The sequence below is a fragment of the Nocardioides sp. NPDC054178 genome, from assembly GCF_055585005.1.
In genome coordinates this window covers 837,842-859,057 of the sequence record NZ_JBVJKY010000001.1, presented here as the reverse complement: position 1 = coordinate 859,057, position 21,216 = coordinate 837,842, and the positions used below count along the sequence as shown (strand labels likewise).

16 protein-coding genes are annotated in these 21,216 nt (G+C 67.6%); 5 read left to right on the top strand and 11 right to left on the bottom strand.

Annotation, left to right across the window (positions count from 1 at the left end):
- Positions 1–27 precede the first annotated feature (27 nt).
- Genes ACZ6WN_RS04160 through ACZ6WN_RS04150 form a run of 3 tightly spaced genes read left to right on the top strand, consistent with a single transcriptional unit; the run spans position 28 to position 2,719 of the window.
- A complete protein-coding gene (locus ACZ6WN_RS04160; protein WP_465862876.1) occupies positions 28–927 on the top strand; it encodes an SDR family NAD(P)-dependent oxidoreductase in 900 nt (299 codons plus the stop codon).
- Entirely contained in the window at positions 924–1,739 is an 816-nt protein-coding gene (locus tag ACZ6WN_RS04155; protein ID WP_465862875.1) for an acyl-CoA thioesterase domain-containing protein, read from the top strand. Before ACZ6WN_RS04160 ends, ACZ6WN_RS04155 begins: the two co-directional genes overlap by 4 nt.
- The gene (locus ACZ6WN_RS04150; protein WP_465862873.1) at positions 1,739–2,719 is read left to right on the top strand and encodes an AraC family transcriptional regulator; all 981 of its coding nucleotides are present in this window, start codon (positions 1,739–1,741) and stop codon (positions 2,717–2,719) included. Before ACZ6WN_RS04155 ends, ACZ6WN_RS04150 begins: the two co-directional genes overlap by 1 nt.
- 26 nt (positions 2,720–2,745) lie before the next feature.
- On the opposite strand, the gene ACZ6WN_RS04145 is transcribed toward ACZ6WN_RS04150, so the two are convergent.
- From ACZ6WN_RS04145 to ACZ6WN_RS04105, 9 genes are all read right to left on the bottom strand, one after another.
- Positions 2,746–4,287, bottom strand: a complete 1,542-nt coding sequence (locus ACZ6WN_RS04145) for a class I adenylate-forming enzyme family protein (protein WP_465862872.1) — start codon at positions 4,285–4,287, stop codon at positions 2,746–2,748.
- Between the two features lie 11 nt (positions 4,288–4,298).
- Positions 4,299–6,248, bottom strand: a complete 1,950-nt coding sequence (locus ACZ6WN_RS04140) for a hydantoinase B/oxoprolinase family protein (RefSeq protein ID WP_465862871.1) — start codon at positions 6,246–6,248, stop codon at positions 4,299–4,301.
- A gap of 5 nt (positions 6,249–6,253) precedes the next feature.
- Positions 6,254–8,293 (bottom strand): hydantoinase/oxoprolinase family protein, encoded by a 2,040-nt coding sequence (locus ACZ6WN_RS04135; RefSeq protein ID WP_465862869.1) that lies wholly within the window; start codon positions 8,291–8,293, stop codon positions 6,254–6,256.
- A gap of 10 nt (positions 8,294–8,303) precedes the next feature.
- Positions 8,304–8,522, bottom strand: a complete 219-nt coding sequence (locus ACZ6WN_RS04130) for a hypothetical protein (RefSeq protein WP_465862868.1) — start codon at positions 8,520–8,522, stop codon at positions 8,304–8,306.
- A gap of 117 nt (positions 8,523–8,639) precedes the next feature.
- A complete protein-coding gene (locus ACZ6WN_RS04125) occupies positions 8,640–10,220 on the bottom strand; it encodes a class I adenylate-forming enzyme family protein (protein WP_465862867.1) in 1,581 nt (526 codons plus the stop codon).
- A 16-nt stretch (positions 10,221–10,236) separates the two neighbouring features.
- Entirely contained in the window at positions 10,237–10,497 is a 261-nt protein-coding gene (locus ACZ6WN_RS04120) for a hypothetical protein (RefSeq protein ID WP_465862865.1), read from the bottom strand.
- 18 nt (positions 10,498–10,515) lie between these two features.
- The gene (locus ACZ6WN_RS04115; RefSeq protein WP_465862864.1) at positions 10,516–12,456 is read right to left on the bottom strand and encodes a hydantoinase B/oxoprolinase family protein; all 1,941 of its coding nucleotides are present in this window, start codon (positions 12,454–12,456) and stop codon (positions 10,516–10,518) included.
- 11 nt (positions 12,457–12,467) lie between these two features.
- Complete coding sequence (locus tag ACZ6WN_RS04110; protein ID WP_465862863.1) at positions 12,468–14,534, bottom strand: hydantoinase/oxoprolinase family protein; 2,067 nt, start codon at positions 14,532–14,534, stop codon at positions 12,468–12,470.
- A 141-nt stretch (positions 14,535–14,675) separates the two neighbouring features.
- Positions 14,676–15,749: a LuxR C-terminal-related transcriptional regulator gene (locus ACZ6WN_RS04105; RefSeq protein WP_465862862.1), complete on the bottom strand. Its 1,074-nt coding sequence runs from the start codon at positions 15,747–15,749 to the stop codon at positions 14,676–14,678.
- A 248-nt stretch (positions 15,750–15,997) separates the two neighbouring features.
- Between ACZ6WN_RS04105 and ACZ6WN_RS04100 the strand changes: the two genes are divergently transcribed.
- Positions 15,998–16,888, top strand: coding sequence for an SDR family NAD(P)-dependent oxidoreductase (locus ACZ6WN_RS04100; protein WP_465862860.1), 891 nt, complete (start codon positions 15,998–16,000; stop codon positions 16,886–16,888).
- 59 nt (positions 16,889–16,947) lie between these two features.
- Here ACZ6WN_RS04100 and ACZ6WN_RS04095 read toward each other — a convergent pair whose 3' ends face one another.
- Complete coding sequence (locus tag ACZ6WN_RS04095) at positions 16,948–18,081, bottom strand: CaiB/BaiF CoA transferase family protein (protein ID WP_465862859.1); 1,134 nt, start codon at positions 18,079–18,081, stop codon at positions 16,948–16,950.
- A complete protein-coding gene (locus tag ACZ6WN_RS04090; RefSeq protein ID WP_465862858.1) occupies positions 18,078–19,733 on the bottom strand; it encodes an AMP-binding protein in 1,656 nt (551 codons plus the stop codon). Before ACZ6WN_RS04090 ends, ACZ6WN_RS04095 begins: the two co-directional genes overlap by 4 nt.
- Before the next feature lie 128 nt (positions 19,734–19,861).
- Between ACZ6WN_RS04090 and ACZ6WN_RS04085 the strand changes: the two genes are divergently transcribed.
- Positions 19,862–21,199: an MFS transporter gene (locus tag ACZ6WN_RS04085; protein WP_465862856.1), complete on the top strand. Its 1,338-nt coding sequence runs from the start codon at positions 19,862–19,864 to the stop codon at positions 21,197–21,199.
- Positions 21,200–21,216 lie beyond the last annotated feature (17 nt).

Sequence of the window (21,216 nt, the reverse complement as noted above, 5' to 3'; positions counted from 1 at the left end):
GCGAGATGTTCCGAGGAGCACTTCTTCATGCTTCCCGCATACGACGGCGCCGCGCCATCCCCCGAAAGACAGATCCCATACCCCTTGGCGACCCGACCACTCGAATATAAAGTGCATTTCATGACCTATGCAATCGCGCGTCCTGCTCGCGTTCTCATCAGTGGTGCGGCCGGCGGCCTCGGCTCTGCCGTCGCCCGACGCCTCTCCGCCGATGGTGCCCAGGTAGCTCTGACCGATATCAACGCCGATGGGGTGCGCGCCGTCGCCGATGAGCTGGGAGGCATAGCACTTCCAGCCGATGGCACCGTGCGCGAGGAACTCCGTGAGGTCGTGGCACGAGCGGCGCAAGAACTGGGCGGGATCGACGCGGTCATCGGTGCCCAGGGAGCCCAGGTCCCCTCTACCACGAGTCCCAAGACTCAGGAGGGCTGGCTGAAGAGTCTCGACATCAACCTGAGCGGGCCGTTCTATCTCACCGCAGAGGCGATGCCTCACCTGATCGCCTCGAAGGGGTCAGCCGTCCTGATCTCCTCCTCTGCCGGGATCTTCTCCGGTCCGGTCGGCGCCGCTGGCTACACGGCGGCGAAGACGGGCGTCGTCGGCCTGGTCCGCTGGTTGGCCCGCGAATACGGCCCTAAGGGCGTACGCGTCAACGGCGTCAGTCCGGGCTGGATCCGCACTCCCCTCGGAGATGGCGGCATGGCTTTCATCGCTGATCGGGACGGCACGACCATCGAGGAGGCGTACGCAGCGGCGACCTCCCGCGTACCCCTCCGGCGGCCTGCCGACCCGGCGGAGATCGCGGCGGTGTGTGCCTTCCTCACCTCGTCCGATGCCTCGATGGTCACCGGGCACACAGTGGTGGCCGACGGCGGTGGCGCCGTAGTCGACTGCTCGACAAGCATCTTCGACCCGTCGACGTCATGAACACATCCGACGCCTTCTTCCGCGAAGAGGACGGCCGCTTCATCCCCCTCTCTCCGGCAATGAGCGGGTGGGGTCCTGACAACCTCCGCGGCCCTGCGATCACCGGGCTTCTCGGGCGGGCTGCTGAGCAATCCTGCGCCGCCGATGGACGCCGGCCGGCGCGGGCGTCGTTCGAGCTCTTCCGAGCTGCTCGCATGCTGCCGACCACCACCCACACCAACATCGTTCGTGCAGGGGGTCGCCTGACTCTGGTGGACAGCGAGCTGCTCCAGGAAGAGACCGTCGTCGCCCGCGCTCACGTCCTGTTCCTGGCGACCTCGGACGAACCGCTCGGACAGGTCTGGACGCCCAGCGGTCGAGTTCGTCCGCCCGCGAACTCGCTCGCCTATGACGAAGAAGGGCGCAGCTACTTCAGCGATGGCACGTGGACCGCAACCGCGGCAGAGCACCACAACGAGCTTCCGAAGTCCGTCTGGCAGCAGCCCCTCGTCACCGTCGAGGGCTCCTCCCCAACGCCGTTCGAGATCGTGTCGGCGGCCAGTGACATCACGAGCCTGACTGTCAACTGGGGTGACCGTGGTGTCGAGTTCATCAACGCCGACGTGTCCGTCACGCTGGCTCGGCTGCCGGTCGGCGGCAGCGTCGGGATCTCTGCGACCCACCGCTCCAGCGACTCCGGGATCTCCGTGGGGTCGGCCGTGCTCTACGACCGCCAGGGCGCATTCGGCACCTCCAGTGTCGTTGCGTTGGCAAACTCGCGCCACGCAGTCATACCCGGGGTCGCCCGCGCGACGGCGAAGGCGCCGAGCTGATGTCCGAGCGCTCGATGTCGCCGCACCATGTCGCGTTCCGTACATCTGACGTGGAAGTGGCGCGCGACCACGTCACCCAGGCGTTCTCCGAGCACGAGATGCACGTCGTCGGCGACAAGTCCCTGGATCTCAACGTCGATATGGCAGTGGGCCGGCAGACGGCCATCGGCCGTATGTCGTACGGGGCGCAGGTCGCCATCTCGGCACCGCCGATGCACTCCTACTACGTCGTGAGCCTTCCGCTCACCGGTTCGAGCACGGCCAGCCAACGCGGTCAGGACGGGGAGGCGCGAGCAGGCCGGGCCGGTGTGACCCTGCTCCCCAACGATCCCCTCCTGCTCACCTGGAGCCCCGACGCCGAGCAGTACGTCATCAAGCTGCGACGCGAGCAGCTGGAGGCCCATGCGAGCAGGATGATCGGCCGCCCGGTAGGTCTCATCGAGTTCGACCTCAACTTCGACCTGACCTCTGGTGCCACTCAGGCCCTGCTGTCGACCACGGGGTTCGTCTACGGCGAGCTCAGCCGCCCGGCAGGTCTGGCAACGATGCCCGCTGCCTTCTACGAGCTCGAGTCGCTGCTGATGACCCAGGTGCTCATGGTGGTGCCCAGCCAGCTCAGGACGGCGCTGCAGTCGCAGGCATCGACGCCCGTACGTCGCGCACGGATCGACGAGGTCGTCGACCTGATCGATGCTGACCCATCGGCCGAGCTGACCAGCGTCGACCTGGCGCACCGCGTCGGGCTGAGTGTGAGGGCGCTGCAGCAAGAGTTCCATGATGTGCTGGGGCTGTCCCCCAGCGCGTACGTGCGAGGTGTTCGTCTCGACCGTGTCCACAACGAGCTGCTTCGCGGAGGCGAGCCCGTCACTGACGTCGCAGCACGCTGGGGCTTCTTCCACCCCGGGCGCTTCGCGCAGCAATATCGTCAGCGGTTCGGTGAGTCACCGTCGCAGACCGGGCGCTCGCCTCGCCGTCACTGAGACGATCGAGTCGAGCGCCCGGTCGCTCACGAGGTCGTTACGGCGCGATACTGGTCGCGCAGCTCGAACTTCTTGACCTTGCCCGACGCCGTGCGCGGCAGGCCGTTCTCCACTACGAAGTGGCGCGGCACCTTGTACTTCGCCAGACGGTCCAGACAGTGCTGTCTGACCACTTCGACGTCGATCGTCGCGCCCGTCAGCGGCACAAGGATCGCGCACCCGACCTCGACCCATCGGACGTCGGGAACCCCGACGACTGCGGCATCGGCCACACCGGGCGCTGTGGTGAGGACGGCCTCGACCTCAGCCGGGTAGACGTTCTCTCCGCCCGTCCGGATCATGTCCTTGGCACGACCTCCGATGCTGAGGAATCCGTCGGCGTCGAGCACCCCAAGGTCCCCTGTGCGGCACCATCCGTCGACGAACGTCTCGGCGCTCGCCTCCGGACGATTCCAGTAGCCACCGCTGACGGCAGGGCTGCGGACCCAGATCTCACCGCTCTCGCCGGCCGGAGCATCATGCCCCTCGGCATCGACGACCCGCACCTGCGTCAGCGGCATCGGTCGGCCGACCGAGCCGGCATGTGCCCTGTCCTTCCCCTCGAGGCAGGTGCTGATCGCGCCGCCCTCGGTGAGGCCGAAGACCTGAACCAGCTCGATGCCCGGTAGCTGCTGTGCCATCGCCTCGTAGACCCAGGGCATCAACGTGTCTCCGCCACAGACGATGCGGCGCAGGGTCGACGGGACCAGGGATGCCACGTCGGGAAGACGCAGCAGCTCCGGGATCATGAACGAGTAAAGCAACATGTCGGTCGCTCCGCGCTCGCGACCGGCGGCGAGATACTCCGTCAGGTCGAAGCCTCCCGAGGCGTAGGTGACTGCCGTGCCGTGGCTGCACAGCACGCCGAGCAGCAGCGCCTCGAACCCACCGGCATGGAAGAGCGGCCCTGCAGTGAGCGCGACGGTGTCGGTGTCGTATCCCCAGCGCAGGCCCTGGATCGATGCGAACCAGAGATCGTTGCCGTGCGTCCAGATCGCGCCTTTGGGCCGGCCCGTCGTGCCGGAGGTGTACATCAGTGCCACCGGGTCATCGAGCGATGTCTCCGGAAACGCCGTGGGCGGTGCGACGTCGACGTCGACGAACGCATCGAACGTTACGGCCCAGGACAGCTCTCCGCCGCGCACCACGTACGTATCGACCGCGAGCCCCGACCGGATGCGGGCGACGCCGTCGGCGTACTCCTCGTCGAACAGCAGCACCGCCGCGCCCGAGTCATTGAGAATGAATTCGAGCTCCGCCGGAGCCAGCCGCCAGTTGAGCCGTACGGCGATCGCACCGGCGCGCGCGATCGCGAGGTAGAGGGCGATGTAATCGGTGGAGTTCTTCAGCAGCATCCCGACCCGGTCGCCCTTGCCGACACCCGCAGCGAGCAGGGCGCTCGCGTACCTCAGCTCCAACGCATGCAGGTCCGCCCAGCTCAGCGGCGGCTGGTCGGCCAGGGCGATGGCCGCCTTCTGGGGCGGCACCGGCGGTGCCTGGCCGACGACCGAGTCCGTGATCCAGGTCAAGCTCGTACCCATCACAGACCTCCTGGGTGTGCGGCGCGTAGTGCGGCCGTGGCGTCGGCGTCGATCTGAAGACCCTCCGGATCGGTGGCAGGGTCGCCGAGGACGACCACTCCATAGTCCCTCGCCGCGCCGGCGATGCTGACGTACTCATCGCGTACGTCCGCGAGGACGCGGACCGGGTCACGGTCGAACGGGTGGCCCCAGCCACCGCCGCCGTTGGTCTGCACACGTAGAACCGTGTTCGCCGAGGTGGTCCACATCGGCTTGGCACCGAAGTGGCGATAGTCCCCACCGGGCTCGAGCCGTTTGGTCGCGGAGTCGATGAGCCCGGCGACGGGCTCGCTGCGTGCGTACTCCTCGTCGCTGAAACCGACCATGGACGTCGGCACGACGCCCGGGTCCTCCGGCGGAATGAACCACATCGCGCCATTGGGTCCCGGCCGGCCACCGTGGGCACCGACACCGCTCGGCTCCTTGTAGCGGAACGGAGAGAGCCATTGCTGGGCATCGGTCAGCCAGAGCGTGTCCTTCAGATGCGCGGCACCGCCCCGGTGGGCGCCCGCGCCACCGGTGTCGATGGCGTGCTCCTTCCGAAGGACGACAAGGGGCGCATCGTGCTCCATCGTCTCGGTCGCCGGGTCGAGGTTGTTGAGGTTGTAGAGCACGGTGTAGCTGTCTCCGTCACCGTGGCGCGTGGCGCCCCACGGACCGTGCTCGCCACCGGCCTGGACGACACTCGACCACGGCGTGCCGTCCGGCATGACACCGATGCCGTTGTGCGTGTTCGTGGACCCGTAGTCGCCGCCGACGCCGAGCTCGCCGAGCACCGGGTTGAGCGCTTGGAAGACCGCGGCGATCAGGGCGCCTGAGGCCTCCCAGAACATCATGTTGGCGCCGTCCGGCGGAAGCGACGTGACCAGCGAACCCGGAGGGGCGACGAGGTCGATGTTGCGCCAGGTTCCGCTGGTGAACGGCGTCAGCGGGTCGAGCAGCATCGTGAGCGCGACTCCGACCGTGGTCTTCGCGTCGAGCACGCCCGCGTTGATGCAGGTGCGGGCCTGGGCAGATGTCCCCGACAGGTCGACCTCGATGTCCTCCCCGCGCTTGCGGACCGCCACCTTCAGCCGATAGTCGATCGAGGCGTCCAGGCCATCGGCGTCGATGAGCGCGGTGCCCTCGTAGTCACCGTCCGGGATCTTCGTGATTGCCACCCGCATGCGCTCGGCCGAGGTGTCGACGGCATACCCGAGCGTGCCGAGGAACGCGTCGAGACCGTAGCGCGCGACGTTCTCGTGGAGCAGGCGCTCGCCGAGCTTGAGCTGCTGGAAGATGCTCTTGAAGTCGGGCAGCAGGAGCGCGCCGAACCGGGTGTTGTCGAAGAACAGGCTGAACGTCGAGCGGACCGGCGCATCTCCCGACCACATCAGCATGGGCGGGATGACGAGGCCGTTCTCGTAGACGTTCTGCTTGGTCGCCGAGAAACCGCCGGGGACCGTGCCGCCCATGTCGAGCTGGTGGGCACACATGTTCACGAAAGCCACCAGGCGTTCGCCCTCGAAGACCGGGCGGACGAACAGCACGTCGTTGACGTGGCGCCCGCCGCGGTAGGGGTCGTTGCAGATCAGGACGTCACCGGGCCGGAGGTTCTCCGGGCCGTACTCGACGACGGCGTTGCGCACCGCGTCAGCCATGGTGCCGAGGAACGGTGTCAGGCTGTTGCTCACCACCGCCATCGGGTAGTCCTGCTCGGGCGGCCCGCTGATCGTGCACGCGAAGTCGTACCAGTCGCGGATGATCGGCGAGAAGGCCTCACGCATGAACGCCGCGGACATGTGCTCGACAACGTACTTGAGCCTGCTGGTGATCACCGAGGCGGTGAAGCGGTCCGCGTGGTAGCGGGCGCTGAAATCTGCGTCCGGCAGTTCGCGCAACAGCGTCTCTGGGGTGGTCTGAAGAGTCATCTCACTCACTTCTTCCTGATGATCAGCTCGCCGTGGCGACCGACGGTCGCCTCCTGCCCGGCGCGTACGTGCGTGGTGGAGAGCTCCTCCTGGACGATGGCCGGGCCGGTCAGGACGTCGCCCTGCCGCAGGTCGGTCCGGTCGTAGACCTCAGCGACCTGACCACCATCGGCGTCGCCGTCACCGAGGAACTCCAGCTGCACCCTGCGGACGGGCACCAGAGCGTCACCATCACGGGTCGGGAGCACCGGGTAGGCGACCTTGTCGGTGTCGACCACGGCGCGCACCCGGAAGGTCACTCCCTGCACCGGGAAATGCTCGAAGCGGTTGCCGGCACGCGACTCGTACGTGTCGTGGAAGGCCGCGATCATCTGCCCGATCGCGTCGGCGTCGATGGTGCCGTCCGGGACCGGGACGAAGGGGGTCTCCCAGCTCTGGCCGAGGAGGTGACCGTCGAAGCTGCGCTCGAACGTCACTCCGTCGCCCGCGCCCACCTGGTCACGGAGCTCCGCCTCCATCGAGGCGTACATCGCATCGATCTCGGTGATCGCTTCCTCCGAGAGGACCGTGTACGCACCACGGTTGACGGTGAAGACCTGGTCGGCCGAGAGCAGGCCGAGCGCGGAGAAGAGGCCCGGGTACGGCGGCACGACGACCTGCTTGCAGCGGATCGTGTCGAGGACGGCCGGGAGCAACATCGGCCCCGCGGCGCCGTATGCCATGAGGCTGTAGTCGCGCGGATCGACCCCGTTCTTGATCGCGACGTTGAAGACGCCCTCGGCGATGTTGTGGACGGCCATGTCGTAGGCGTGCCGGACCCGCTGCGCCAGCGTCAGCTGGCCGGGCAACGACTCGAAGGCTGCACGCGAGAGCTCCTTGTCGAGCTTGATCCGACCGCCGGCGAAGGAGTCGCCGTCGATGATGCCGATCATCAGGCAGGTGTCCGTGGTCGTGGGCTGAGTGCCGCCACGGCCGTAGCACGCCGGCCCCGGTTCGGCGCCAGCGCTGCCAGGACCGACCTGGATCTCACCGGTGGCCGCGACGGTGACCAGGCTGCCGCCGCCTGCACCGATCGCGGTGATGTCGTTGGCCAGAGCGTTCACCACGAGGTCGTGCTCGAGCTCGAAGGAGGTGTTCACGAACGGCGTGCCGTCGGTGACCACGCTGATGTCGCAGGAGGTGCCCCCGATATCGGCGCACAGCAGCTTGTCCTCGCCCATCAACGCACCGAAGTGCGCCGAGGCGACGGTGCCCGCCGACGGGCCGGAGAAGACGATGCGGAACGGGTGGTTCATCGCCGCGGCCGCCGGGACCAACGTCGCGGCGCAGTCAGCGAAGTTGAGCTGGCCCTCGAAGTCCAGCTCCGCGAGGCCGCGGTCGAGGCGCGCGGTGTAGTCGGTGTAGATGATCTTCATCAGGGTGTCGACCACGGTCGTCGACGCTCGGGCGTACTCCTTGGCGAGCGGGGAGACCTCGCTCGAGATCGAGCACGGGACGTCTCCCAGCACCTCGCGGACGAGCTCGCGCAGCCGCTCCTCGTGTGCAGCGTTGACGTAGGCGTTGATCAGGCAGATCGCCACGCCCTCGACCTCACAGCGGCCCAGCAGCTCGAGCTGCTCCCGGGCCTGCTCCTCGTCCAGACCGAAGAGGACCGAACCATCGGCCAGAAGCCTCTCGCGGACGCCGCGACGCAGATAGCGCGGCACCAGCGGCCGCGCCGCGTCGCCGAAGCTACGGCGCCAACCCGGGTCCAGGATCGCCTCTGCCGGCCGCCATACCCGACCCATGTCGAGGATGTCGCGATGTCCTTCGGTGGTGAGGAAGGCGATCTTCGGGAGGTTGCGCGTGATCACCGCGTTCAGACCGTGCGTGCTCGCGTGGTTGAACGTCGCGAGGTCCCCGACCCCGAGCTCCGCCGCCCCGGCGAGGACCGGTGAGGCGACGTCGCCGTACTCCGTCGAGACCTTCGCGGTCACTATCTGACCGTCCTTGACCGCGACCACGTCCGTGAACGTCCCGCCCACGTCGACTGCCATCATGTTCATCTCGTCCTCCTCAGACCAGGTCAGCGAGGAGCTGGATGGAGCCGAGCAGCGGCCCACGCTCACGCGAGATCGAGTGCAGGCAGGACTGGCACTTCACGACATCGAACCAGCCACCTTCCGAGCAGACCGGATAGGCGGCGAGAACGGCCTCCCCGCAGCGCGGGCAGTCGCCGGTGACACTGACGCGCTCGAGCACGACGGGTGGACTCGTCTGGACGGGATGCGACATAGGGCTTTCTCCTTGGGCAACGGGTCGTTGTCGACCTCACATCGACCGTATGAAGAATGTGACCGACGTCACCATCCGCTCCGCGCAGGGATCCCGTCCGATTTACGCATAACGCGCTCACACACGGCGAGCCCAGCCGACCCAGAGCCGGTCGCGGAGCACGACCTTCTGGATCTTTCCGGTGCCGCCCTTGGGTAGGTCGTCGATGACGATGACCCGCTTGGGGACCTTGTAACCGCCGAGCTGGCTCCGACAATGCGCGATCACGTCCTCCGACGCGACCGTGGCTCCATCGACCAGGGAGACGACCGCAGTGACCGCCTCGCCCCACCGCTCGTCCGGAGCACCCAGGACCGCAACTTCCCGGACCCCGGGAAGAGCCGAGATCACGTTCTCGATCTCGCGTGGATAGACGTTGAACCCACCGGTGATGATCATGTCCTTACGGCGGTCCAGCATGAACAGATAGCCGTGTTCGTCGATGTAACCGACGTCGCCGGTGTAGCACCAGCCATCGACGAAGACCTCTGCCGTCGCCTCCTTGTTCCGCCAGTAGCCCGGGCCGACATGGGCGCCACGGGTGGCGATCTCCCCCGCCTCTCCCGGCGATTGGGCCTGACGATCAGGACTGACGATCGCGACCTCGACGTAAGCCGTGGGCCGTCCGGCTGAAGCCAAGCGGGGCAGACCGCGAGCATTGATGTCCGGAAGATGCTCGTCGGGGCCCAGGGCGGCGATCGGCATCTGCGCCTCGCTCGCCCCGTAGAACTGCTGCATCGCGCGGCCGAAGTAGTCGTGGGCTCTCGCAGCTCGGTCGGGCTGGATGGCCGATCCTGCGTACGGCAGCACCCTGACGTTGCCGACCTTCCCTGTCGGCGCTGCGCGGGTCTCGAGCTCCTCGAGGACCATCGTGATCATCGTCGGCACCAACGGAAGCACCGTCACCTCACCCGACAGCGCGACGTCCACGACCTGCCCGGCCTCGAACGACTCCTCGAGGACGTTGAGCCCACCGACCGCCGCCACCGCCTCGTTGATGCCGCCGCTGAAGTGACTGATCGGGGCGGTGTGCAGCGCACTGTCCTCGGCCCCGAGGTCTGGCAGCTCATGGAGGATGCCACGCACCCGGGCGCCCGCGTTCAGGTGGGTGACCTTCACCCCTTTCGGCAGCCCGGTGGAGCCCGACGTATAGAGGATCGCCGCCAAATCGCTGCCTTCGGGCAGAGGAGCGTGCTCGTCCTCACCGGAGTCGAGAAGTTCCTCCAACCCCAACGCTCCCGCCGGGATCTCGCCCGGTCCCATGACGACCAACTGTTCGACGTGCGAGGGAATCCAGGACCGGCCCGCTTCCGCCAACCACGAGGCATCGACCACCACCAGCGCCGGATCGGCGTCGGCGGCGATCTGCGCCAGCTCTGCAGGATGCAGCCTCGGCAACAACGCCACCCGGACGAAACCACCGATCGCGAGCGCGCGCTCCACCTCGGCCCACTCCACCCGGTTGGGCCCGACGATCACGACACGGTCACCCCGCTCGAGGCCCAACCTGCGCAGAGCCGACGCAAGGCGACGAACCCTCACGCCCAGTTCTTGGTAGCCGATCTCCCGTCGCCGGTCGCGCAACGCCGGCCGTTCGGCGTGATCGAGGAAGCCACGGGCGTACATCTGGCCGAGCGGAACAATGCCCTTGCCGTCCACTTGTCGAGGTCCCCCGTCAGCCGATACGTGAGGCCGGCCAGTCACGTGCAGGCGAACGCCAGGCAGGCCAGTTGTCCTCCGGCTCGGGACGCGTCAGCGACAGGTGTGTGAAGCAGTCCTGGCACTTCACGACCATCCGCGGACCCAGGTGGCTCGCGACGGGGTAACGGGCGACATCGCTGCCACCACAGGACGGGCAGATCGCCTCGACGGGCGTGCGTTCGACGTACACCCGGTCGGTCGCGGGGCGAGGAAAGAGAAGACGGTCAACAGCCATGACGAAACTCCTGTCGGTTCAGAGGGTCCAGGTGAGCGGGGCGGCGATGGGGACGCTCCAGGTGCCAGCGGTACGCCGCGCCGCGAGGTCGGCTCGCAGGCCCGACGTCGCGTCGGTGTCGACGGCGCCGTCGCCGTCGCCGACGATGACGCCGTAGGCCTGCTCCGCGCTCGCCGAGCTGACCAGACCGTTGCGTACGTCCTCGGCGACCTTCTCCACGCTCCGGGCGAGCGGATCGCCCCAGCCGCCACCACCGCCGATCACGAAGCGCAGCGCGTCGCCGGCCTTGAGCATCAGCCCGGAGAACTTCCCGGTGTTGTAACGCGCGCCCAGGCCGAACTCACCTCCGTTGGGGTCGGGCCGGCCGTCGGCGGCGAACATGCCGAAGAGCGGTGTCGCCCCGCGCAGGTCGAGCGGGTCGGTGTGACGCCCGATGTCGAAGTTCTCGACGTACCAGCCGACGGAGGGAGCGCCGGCACCGCCACCGTTGGCGCCGGGAGCGCCCTGACGGACCCGGTCCGCTGTGACCGTCACGACGGTGTCGGACTCGGCGTAGATCGAGTAGACAGCCCCCAGCCCGCCGCGGAACTGCCCTGCCCCGGCCGTGTCGATGAGCATCTCGTGCTGCACGACCACGAGCGGGCTCTCGATCTCCACGTGCTCCTGCACCGACGTACGGCAGTTGCCGATCGGGACGACGCAGAACGAGATCCCGTCACCCTTCCAGGTGCCGCCCCAGCCGCCACCCGTCAGCGCGAAGGCGCCCCACGGAGTGCCTTCGTGGCCGGGGCGGCTGTCGATGCCCCCGAGGCTGATGACAACCGCCGTACCGGTGTCGGGGGCGAAGGACTCGTCGGTCGCCTGGCTCAGCGCCTGGGTGACCACGTTGATGGCTCGGGCGCCGATGTCAGCATGGTTCGAGCAGCTCGACGGCGGCAGTACCTGGACGATGCTCCCGGCCGGAAGCAGCACCTCGATCGGTCGCATCGTGCCGCTGTTGACCGGAGTCGCCGGATCTGCCATCAGCTTGACGGCCTCGATGCAGCGCCCGGCCTCTGCCCATGCCGTACCGCAGTTGCCGAGGGGTTGGCGCCCCGAGCCGGAGAAGTCGATCTCCATCGAGTCGCCTCGCACCTTCACGGTCACGTGGACCGGGATCGCCTCGTCGGTGACGCCGTCCTCGTCGAGGAAGTCCTCGGCGGAGTAGTCACCGTCGGGGATGCTCGCGATGGCACGCCGCATGCTCGCCTCCACCGAATCGACCGCATACCTGCCTGCGGCACGGACCTTCTCCAGGGTCCCGCGGCCGACCAGGTCGAGCAGCTGCCGCTCGCCGACCACCAGACAGCCGTAGAGCGCCCTGAGGTCACCGAGCACCATCTGCGGAACGCGGTTGTTCTCGAGGATGAAGTTGAAGGTCGGTCGTACGGCGACATCGTTGGCGTAGAGCAGGGTCGGCGGAAGCTTCAGCTGCTCCTCGAAGTGCGTCTGGGTGCCGTTCGAGAAGCCGCCCGGGATGGCTCCCCCGAGATCGACCAGGTGTGACGTGGAGTGGAGCAGGAACTCCACCCGGCCATCGACGAAGACCGGCCGAAGCAGGTTCACGTCGGACTGGTGGATCGTTCCACGCCAGGGATCGTTGACGAAGATGACATCGCCGGGCTGCATCGTGTCGACGTCCCAGTCGTCCATGACGAAGTTGGCAATATGCGGAGCGGTGAAGGCGTGCTGCATGCAGCCCTCCCACAGCGCCACGGTCTCCCAACCGTCATCGGTACGCATGTGGACGGCCGCCGTACAGTCGAGGATGTCGCGACAGACGGGCGAGAAGGCGCTCCGCATGAGGGAGTCGAGCATCTCGCGCGCCACCTCGGTGAGGCCGTGTCGAAGGATGTCGAGCTCGACGTCGGCCGAGGCGTCGGCTGGGTCGGTCGTCGGGTCAGGGGTGGTGATGGTCATCTGTCTGCTCCTCAGGGCTTAGGCTCGATGATGAGGTTGAGGTCGTCATCGACTCGGGCCTCGCGGTCCGGCAGGACGACGCTGGTCGCGAACTTCTCGGCGACCAGTGCGGGGCCACTGATCTGCTCGCCGGGCTTGATGCGTTCACGCACATGGACGGGCACCTCGACGGGCTCCGTCGTTCCCGGGACGGTCAGTTGGGCCGAACGCAGGAACGACTCGCCCTCGTCGACGGTCAGGTCGAACACCCCGCCCTCCCGCGGGATCACCGCGGTCACCTCGACGGTCGAGACGACGACCGGGATCTCCGGGGCAGCGAATCCGTAGGACTCCTGGTAGAACGTGTTGAAGTCGCCAACCAGTGCGTCGGCCCTCTCGGCGGTGAGCGCTCCGGGCCGAATCGGCATCCGGTTGTCCCACGTCTGACCGCGGTACATCGCGAAGACCGCGCGGTCGAACCGGATCCGGTCTACGTCGACGCCTTGGATCTTCAGCTCGTCGCGGATCTGGTCCTGAAGCGCGACGAACGCGTCTTCGATCACCTCGGCGCTGGCCCCGGCAAGAGGGGCCATGATCGACTGAGCGCGTGTGACCATCAGGTCGCTGCGGAGCAGGCCGAGCGCCGAGAACTGTCCCGGACTGCGAGGCACGACCACCTTGCCGGTGCCCAGGATCTGCGCGACCCGGTCGGCGAGCATGGGTCCGGCAGAGCCGGAGGGCTGCAGGGCGAACTCACGCACATCGAGCCCTCGGTACACCGAGATCGAACGCACCTTGGCGGCAATGTCCTGACACGCGATCTCGTACGCCGCGGCAGCAAGTTCGATCGCGCTCATGCCCCACTGGCTGCCGGCCTTCTCGAGCGCCTTCACCGCCGCCTCGACATCGAGCGTGATGGCGCCGTTCGCGAACAGGTCCGGTTGGAGAACCCCAAGAGCGGCGCAGGCATCGGTGAGCGTCGGCTCGGTGCCGCCTCGCTGGTAGCAGACCGGTCCGGGATTGGATCCCGCCGATGCGGGCCCGACCGCGATGTTGCCCAGCGCATTCGGCTGGATAATGCTGCCGGCGCCCGATCCGATGCTCTCGACGTCGACCAGGGGCATGGTGAGCGTCAATCCTGTCTCGAGCGTCCACAGGTCTGTGAGCGGTGTCGAGCCGCCTCGGATGGCGGCGACGTCTGTGCTGGTGCCGCCGACGTCGATCGTGAGCAGGTTCGGCGAACCACATTCGTTGGCGAGCTTGATGCTGCCGCTGACACCGCCCACCGGGCCGGAGACGAGTTGGAACACCGGCGCCCGACCGGCGTCGGCGAAGGTGGCGACGCCGCCGTTCATCATCATGATCCAGAGGGTTCCGGCGTAACCGCCCTCGTCCAGCCGTGCCATCAGCCGGTTCAGGTAGCCGACCACCAGCGGGCCGACGTACGCATCGAGGGCAACCGTCGCGGTGCGCTCGTGCTCCTTGGTGACCGGGTAGAGCGCCGAGGTCTGGACGTACGCGTCAGGGAGCTCCTCAGCGACGATCTGCGCCGCCCGCTGCTCGTGGGCGGGATTGCCGTAGGCGTTCATGAGACAGACCGCTACCGACTTCACGCCCTGATCCGCCAGGTCGCGCGCAGCCTGGCGGACGGAGTCCTCGTCCAGCGGCAGCAACGTCGATCCATCGTGGCGAAGGCGCTCTGGGATGCCGAAACGAGACTCGCGGGCGACGATCGGCCGCTCCTGGTGAGGGCGGACCCAGGTCGGGTCGTAGAACCGGTCCCCGAACTCGCGGTGCATACGTCCGATGTCGAGCAGGTCGCGGTGGCCGCGGGTCGCGATCAGCCCGGTCCGCTCTCCCGTCCGGCTGAGCAGCGCGTTGATACCGACGGTGTGACCGTGGACGATCTCGGCGACCTGTCCGATCTCCAGCCCGATGGTCGCGATGCTCTCGAGGACGCCGTCCTCCTGTTGGGGGGTGGACAGCACCTTGCCGTCCCTCACCTCGCCCGTGTCTCGGTTCAGACCGATGATGTCGGTGAACGTGCCGCCGACATCGATGCCCACGACCCATTCGCTCGTCGACTCGCTGCCGCTCATGTGCGCCTCCGTGATCCGTAGGTGCGCCCCTCCCGGATCCCGTCGATCCGATGGTGGCGTGACACGGATCACAGTGCCTCCCAGGGGAGTTACCACGCGTCTGCCATCGGTCAGATGTTCTCTCTGACCTTTGGATGATCGTCAGACGGAACGGAGCCAGATGGAGACGGCCTCTGCCCGATTGGCGGCTCCGAGCTTGCGCAGAATGCTGGTCACATGGCACTTGGCCGTGCCCTCGGTGATCGAGAGCCGGCGGGCGATCATACGGTTGGCGTCGCCGTCGGCGAGCAGCTGCATGATCTCGTTCTCCCGTCGCGTGAGCAGCCTGTGGCCGACGCTGGGATCGGCGACCTCTCGTGCAACCGCTGGTCTCGGCATGGCCGGGATCGACATCTCCGCCAGGCCCGCCCTGATGCTCTCCATCCTCTCCAGGACGAGCACGCGACCCAGCGCGTGACTCACCCCCTCGGCAAACAGGCCGAGGAGGGCGCGGTCGCGTTCACCGAGACGGCGACGCTGGTGGTAGCAGTCCCCGTGGACCAGGCCGACGATACGTCCGTCGACCGCGAGTGGAGCGATGCCGTAGGAGTCGGAGCGTGTGACCGTCGCGAGCTCGGGGTTCACCCGCTCGTTCTGCTGGACATCGTGGACCAGTACGGCATCGGCGCCGACGAGCACATCGTGCTCGACGATGCCGCTATCGAGAACCGGAGAGGCTTCCTTGCCGACGGCGAGGATCTCATCCGCCCATCGTGCGTCTTGCTCGACCTGCATGGAGTGCAATCGCCAGGTGCCGTCATCCACGATGGAGACCAGCGCCCGGTCGAACCCGAGGCCGCATGCGGCGACAGCAGCGCGACCGAACAGATCATCGACCGTTCGCGCAGCCCGCAGCGCGGCCAGAGCAGACCGGACTCGGACGAGGACCTCCGTCCCACGGGCATGCTCACGCGTGTCCAGCTCGTGCTCGATCTCGCGAACCCGCGCGAGGGTCGCGACCACGGTCTCGGTCGGGATCGAGCTGCTGACTCCGGACAAGAGACGGTCCCATAGTTCCCGAACGAAGACACGGGAGTGGGTGATGTCTCCGAACGCACCCGGATCGGTGTCGGTCAGATCTGCCACTGCCGCCGCGACGTCGCGCAACCGCTCGCCGATCTCACCAGGGACACCGCTCGAATCGAGCGAGCGCACGCCACCATGCGACACATCCATTTACACAATATGCAATACATTATTGTGTGACGTCAACCACGCTGTGGCGTCGGTGTGCCGCCAGACATCCGCCATGACACTGTCGGACCTCGCAGCCAGATCAAATATTATGTGTAATATGGCCATGTGGCTCACGTCACACACAAAGCCCGAGGAGACCGAGCACGCCGCGGATGCCCGACGAACCAATGAGGGTCGGCGTCGCCGCTTGCCTCGGGCGTCAATCGCCCCACGCATTAGGAGCAAACATGTTGGACTTCTCGAACCGCGTCGCAATCGTCACGGGGGCCGGGCGCGGCCTCGGAGCGTCGCACGCCAGATTGCTGGCGGCGCGAGGTGCCGCCGTTGTGGTCAACGACCTAGGCGGGTCGGCCCAGGGCACCGGGGAGAGCACGGAGCCGGCCGAACAAGTTGTGGCCGAGATCGTCGCGGCCGGCGGACGTGCCGTCGCGAACTTCGACTCGGTGTCCGAGAATCCTGAGGGCGTCGTCGCGGCCGCGGTGGGCGCGTTCGGAGCGCTCGACATCGTCGTGAACAACGCTGGCATCAATCAGGCACAGCCATTCGGTGCCGACGCGATGTCGTCCATACGACGGCACATGGAGGTTCACTTCTTCGGCAGTGCCGGAATCACGGCCGCCGCGTGGCCGCACCTCGTCGAGAGTGATGCGGGCAGGGTCGTCCTCACCTCATCACCGACCCTCATCGGCTTCCCGGAGCAGACGCCATACGTATCGGCAAAGGGTGCGCTCTTCGCGTTCACCCGCACCTTGGCGTTCGAGGCGGAATCAGTAGGGATCAAGGTCAACGCCATCGCGCCGACCGCTGCGACGCGGATGTCCGACGAGGCCGACCTGCCCGATGACTTCAAGCAGTTCATGCGCGACAACCTGCCGACATCGCTCGTGAGTCCGGTCGTCGCCTATCTGGCCCATGAAGAATGCGCGGTGAACGGCGAGGTGCTCCAGACCCAAGGGGGCGAGGTACAACGTCTCGTGCTCGGCTTCAACGAGGGTTTTGCAAGCAGAGATCTCACCCCCGAGCTCGTCCAACAGCACCTTGCCGAGATTCTCGATCCCACGACGCACACGCCGTTCGCGACGATCGACGATCAGGACCTGTCCGCCGTCGGCAAGTGACTCTGTTGACAGAGGCATGACTACGGCGTTCAACCGATAGACGACGAACGCCCGGGTGGCTACTGAGGTGCCGCCTCGTCCGCGAGCCGAGGGGGCCCGTCATGTCCCCCCTTGGCTCGCGCCCACTCCTCCGCCACGGCAGTCGCGGTCGTCGATCGCGAGGCCGGCGCCTGCGCGTCAGTGACCGAAGCGAAGCGGGGAGCCGGTTCCGCACGAATGCCGTCCGGCCCCTGAACGAGGGTGCCGCGTGCCCGAACGTGCGGATGCGTCACCGCCTCTTCGAACCGGAGGACCGGAGTGACGCATGCGTCAAGCGCGGCGAACACCCCTTCCCAATGACGGCGCGGGTGCCGGGCGAACGCCGCAGCGACGGCGTCCACGACGACGGGCCAGCCCTCGGGGTCGTCCTGCTCGGGGAGATCGCCCCCCGCGAGTCCGAGGCCTTCGAGGAGGTTCGCGTAGAACTTCGGCTCGATCGCTCCGACGGCGACGTGCTCACCGTCGCTGCAGACGTACGTCCGGTAGTAGGGCCGTCCCCCGTCGAGAAGGTTGGCACCCCGTCGATCAGACCACTCGCCCTGCGCATGCAGCTCGAGGATGGGTTGCAGCAGGGCACCGGTGCCGTCGATCGTCGCGATGTCGAGCACGTCGCCCCTGCCGGTTCGCTCCCGCTGGAGCAGAGCGGCCAGAACGCCGGCGACAGCGAACATCGACCCGCCACCGTAGTTCCCGACGAGACTGAGGGGCGGGATCGGCTGGTCGGGGGTCCCGATCGCATGCAGGGCGCCGGTCAACGCGATGTAGTTGATGTCGTGGCCGCCGGCGGTCGCCAGCGGTCCGTCCTGGCCCCATCCGGTGACCCGTGCGTAGACGAGCCGGTCGTTGACGGCCAGGCACTCGCTCGGACCGACTCCCAGCCGCTCCGCGACTCCCGGCCGAAAGCCCTCGAGAAGGACGTCTGCGTGACGGACCAGCTCGAGCACCTCGTCGCGCGAGCCCCTGTCCTTGAGATCGGCGCGCACGATCGTGCGTCCGCGAAGCACCTGGCTGTTGCCGCCCTCCGGCTCGGTCCCCGTCGTACGCGTGACGAGGACGACCTCTGCCCCGAGATCCGCCAGCTGCATGCCGGCATGCGGGACCGGGCCGAGCCCGGCGAGCTCGACGACCCGGATACCTTCCAGCGGACGGCTCATGACTCCCCCTCCTGCTGAGATCCGCGCGACAGGTGCGAGTGAGCCATCCCGCGCAGCTCCTTCTTCAGTACCTTGCCGAGCTCGTTGCGGGGCAGGTCCCCGTCCAGAAACTCGACATGCCTCGGCACCTTGTACCCGGCGAGCCGGTCGGCGCACAGCCGGCGCAGACCGTCGGGATCGAGCGCATCGCCCTCCCCCGGCTCGCGGACGACGAAGGCGTACACCGCCTCCATGGCGCGCGGGTCCGGGACACCCACGACCGCGGCCGCGCGGACGCCCGGCATCGCGGTGATGACCTCCTCGATCTCCAGAGGAGACACGCTGAACCCGTTCGTCTTGATGACGTCCTTGAGACGGCCGAGGTACTTCAGATAGCCCCCTGGCAGCCACTGTCCGAGGTCGGCCGTGTGCAGCCAGCCCCCGCCGTCGATCAGCTCCTCGGTCGCCGCAGTGTCGCGGTAGTAGCCCGGTGTCACCGAACTGCCTCGGACGAGGATCTCGCCGGGGGCATCGACCTCGACCTGGGCTCCCGAAGCTGGGTCGACCAGCTTGATCTGCACGCCCGGAAGCGGAGTTCCGATGGTGCCTGTCCGGATGGCACTCGGGTCGGCCGGGCTCGTCATCGTGCTGACGCCGCCAGACTCGGTCATACCCCATCCATTGTGGTACTCCGGGACACCAAGCTCCGTCTGGATCGCCAGTGCCTGTTCTGGCGTCAGGATGCCAACGCCGGTCCGCAACGATCGGAGGTCGAAGCTCGGCCGATCGGGGGCGTCGATCAGATCCTGGAAGATCGAGCCGACGCCGTACATCGTGGTGCACCGCTCGGCCTCGATCAGGCGCATGCACTCGGTCGGGTCGAAGGCGTCGAGCAGGACGAAGGTTCCGCTGTGGCTGAGGATCGCGATGAGCCCGTGCGCGCAGCTGAAGGCAGATGCCAGCGGCAGCACGAAGAGCATCCGGTCCGCCGAGGTCAGCCGCTGGCGCTCGCCGCTGCTGAAGTTGTTGGCCACGATGTTGCGGTGCGTCAGCATCACGCCCTTGGACCTCGAGGTCGTCCCCGAGGTGAAGAGCAGCAGGAAGAGATCGTCGACGGCGACGGCCGTACGCGGGGCGACCGCTCCGCCCTCGAGGGCTCGCTCCCCGGCCTCGACCACGGCACCGTAGGTGCGGGTGCCCCGGGCCGCCCCGGATCCGACGACGACTACGTCGCGGAGTGCCGGCAGGCTGCGGCACGACCATGACCCCGGCTCCGCATCATCGACCTCCGGGCAGAACGTCGACAGCGTGGCCACGTAGTCGTGGCGCCGGAACCGGTCCTGGACGACCAGGACCTTGGCCTCGGAGACCTCGAGGATGTGCCGACTCTCCTCTGCGGTGTAGCGGGTGTTCAGTGCGACGAGCACGGCCCCGAGGCGCGCGACCGCGAAGTAGGTGACCAGCCACTCGGTCCGGTTCACCATCCACAGCGCGACGCGGTCCCCCTTGCCCACGCCGATCTGCCGGAGCCCCTCCGCCAGCCGATCGACCTCGGCCGAGAGCTCGGCGTACGTCATCCGCTGCTCACCACAGACCACGGCTTCGCCGTCCGGCTCCGCCCGCAGCGCCGCGTCGAAGACATCGCCGACAGTGGCTTCGGCCCACGCGATCATCGCCGCACCCCTCTCGTCATGCGCACAACATTTCCTATCACCGTCGGTTGACACCATTATGCATTATATATCATCCTCGTGCGACGCAGGTCACACAACTGGCCCGGCGTAGACCAGAAGGAAGTGCCATGGACCCACACAGCACGGCGGGGCTCGAGCAGCCCCCCACCTCCACGAACGTCTCGACCACGAGCACCAAGGGCGTCAACCGACGCGTCGCGATCGCGAGCTCCATCGGAACGCTCATCGAGTTCTACGACTTCATGATCTACGGCACGGCAGCCGCCGTGGTCTTCCCTCAGATCCTCTTCCCGGCGTTGGGCGGCGCCGCGGGCACGGCCGCCTCGTTCGCCACGTTCGGCGTCGCGTTCGCCGCCCGCCCGTTGGGCGGCGTGATCTTCGGCCACCTCGGTGACCGGCTCGGCCGCAAGAAGACCCTGATCACCTCGCTGATGGTGATGGGGGTCGCGACCGTGGCGATCGGGATGATGCCGACGGCTGCCTCGATCGGCGTCGCCGCACCCATCCTGGTGATCGCGCTGCGGATCGCCCAGGGCCTCGCCGCGGGCGGCGAGTGGGCCGGTGCCACCCTCTTCTCCGCGGAGTACGCACCCGCGGGAAAGCGCGGCTTCTGGACGATGTTCCCGTTGCTCGGCGGCACCGTCGCGATGTCCCTGGCCAGCGCCACGTTCCTGGCATCCAGCCTCCTGATGAGCCAGGAGTCGTTCCTGTCCTGGGGCTGGCGCCTGCCGTTCCTCGCCAGCATCGTGCTCATCGCCGTAGGGCTCTGGGTTCGCCTGTCGCTCGACGAGACGCCGGTGTTCAAGAACGAGTTCGACCGCGGCGGACGAGCCAAGCTCCCGATCGCCGAGGCATTCCGGACCCAGTGGCGGCAGATCCTGCTCGCCGGCGGAGTCGGCCTGCTCGTCTTCTCGTTCTTCTACGTCAACGGCACCTACATGACCAGCTTCGCCACCGGCACCCTCGGCCTGGAACTCCAAGACGTTCTCCTGACCGGCATCGTCAGCGGCGTCTTCCTGACCGCGGCCACCCTGGCTGGTGGTCGGCTCAGCGATCGGTTCGGCCGCCGTCCGGTGCTGATGGGCGCCCAGGCCCTCGGCGTCGTGTGGTCCCTGTCCATGTTCCACATCCTGGGGACCAACAGCGTCGCCACCTTCATGGTCGTGGCCTGGGTGACGATGATCATCACCGGCATCGCCTACGGGCCGCTGGGCGCATTCATCCCCGAGCAGTTCCACACCCGGCATCGCTTCACCGCGACCGGCATCTCCTACAACCTGGGTGGGGTCCTCGGCGGTGCGGCGGCTCCGCTGCTCGCCCCGGTCCTGGAGGCACGGTTCGGCACGTACGCGTTCGGGATCTTCCTCGCCGGACTCTGCCTGGTGGCGCTGCTGTGCACGGCCGCCCTGCGGGAGACCCGCGACAGCGACATGAGCTCGCACTAGATGAGGCGCCCGCCCCG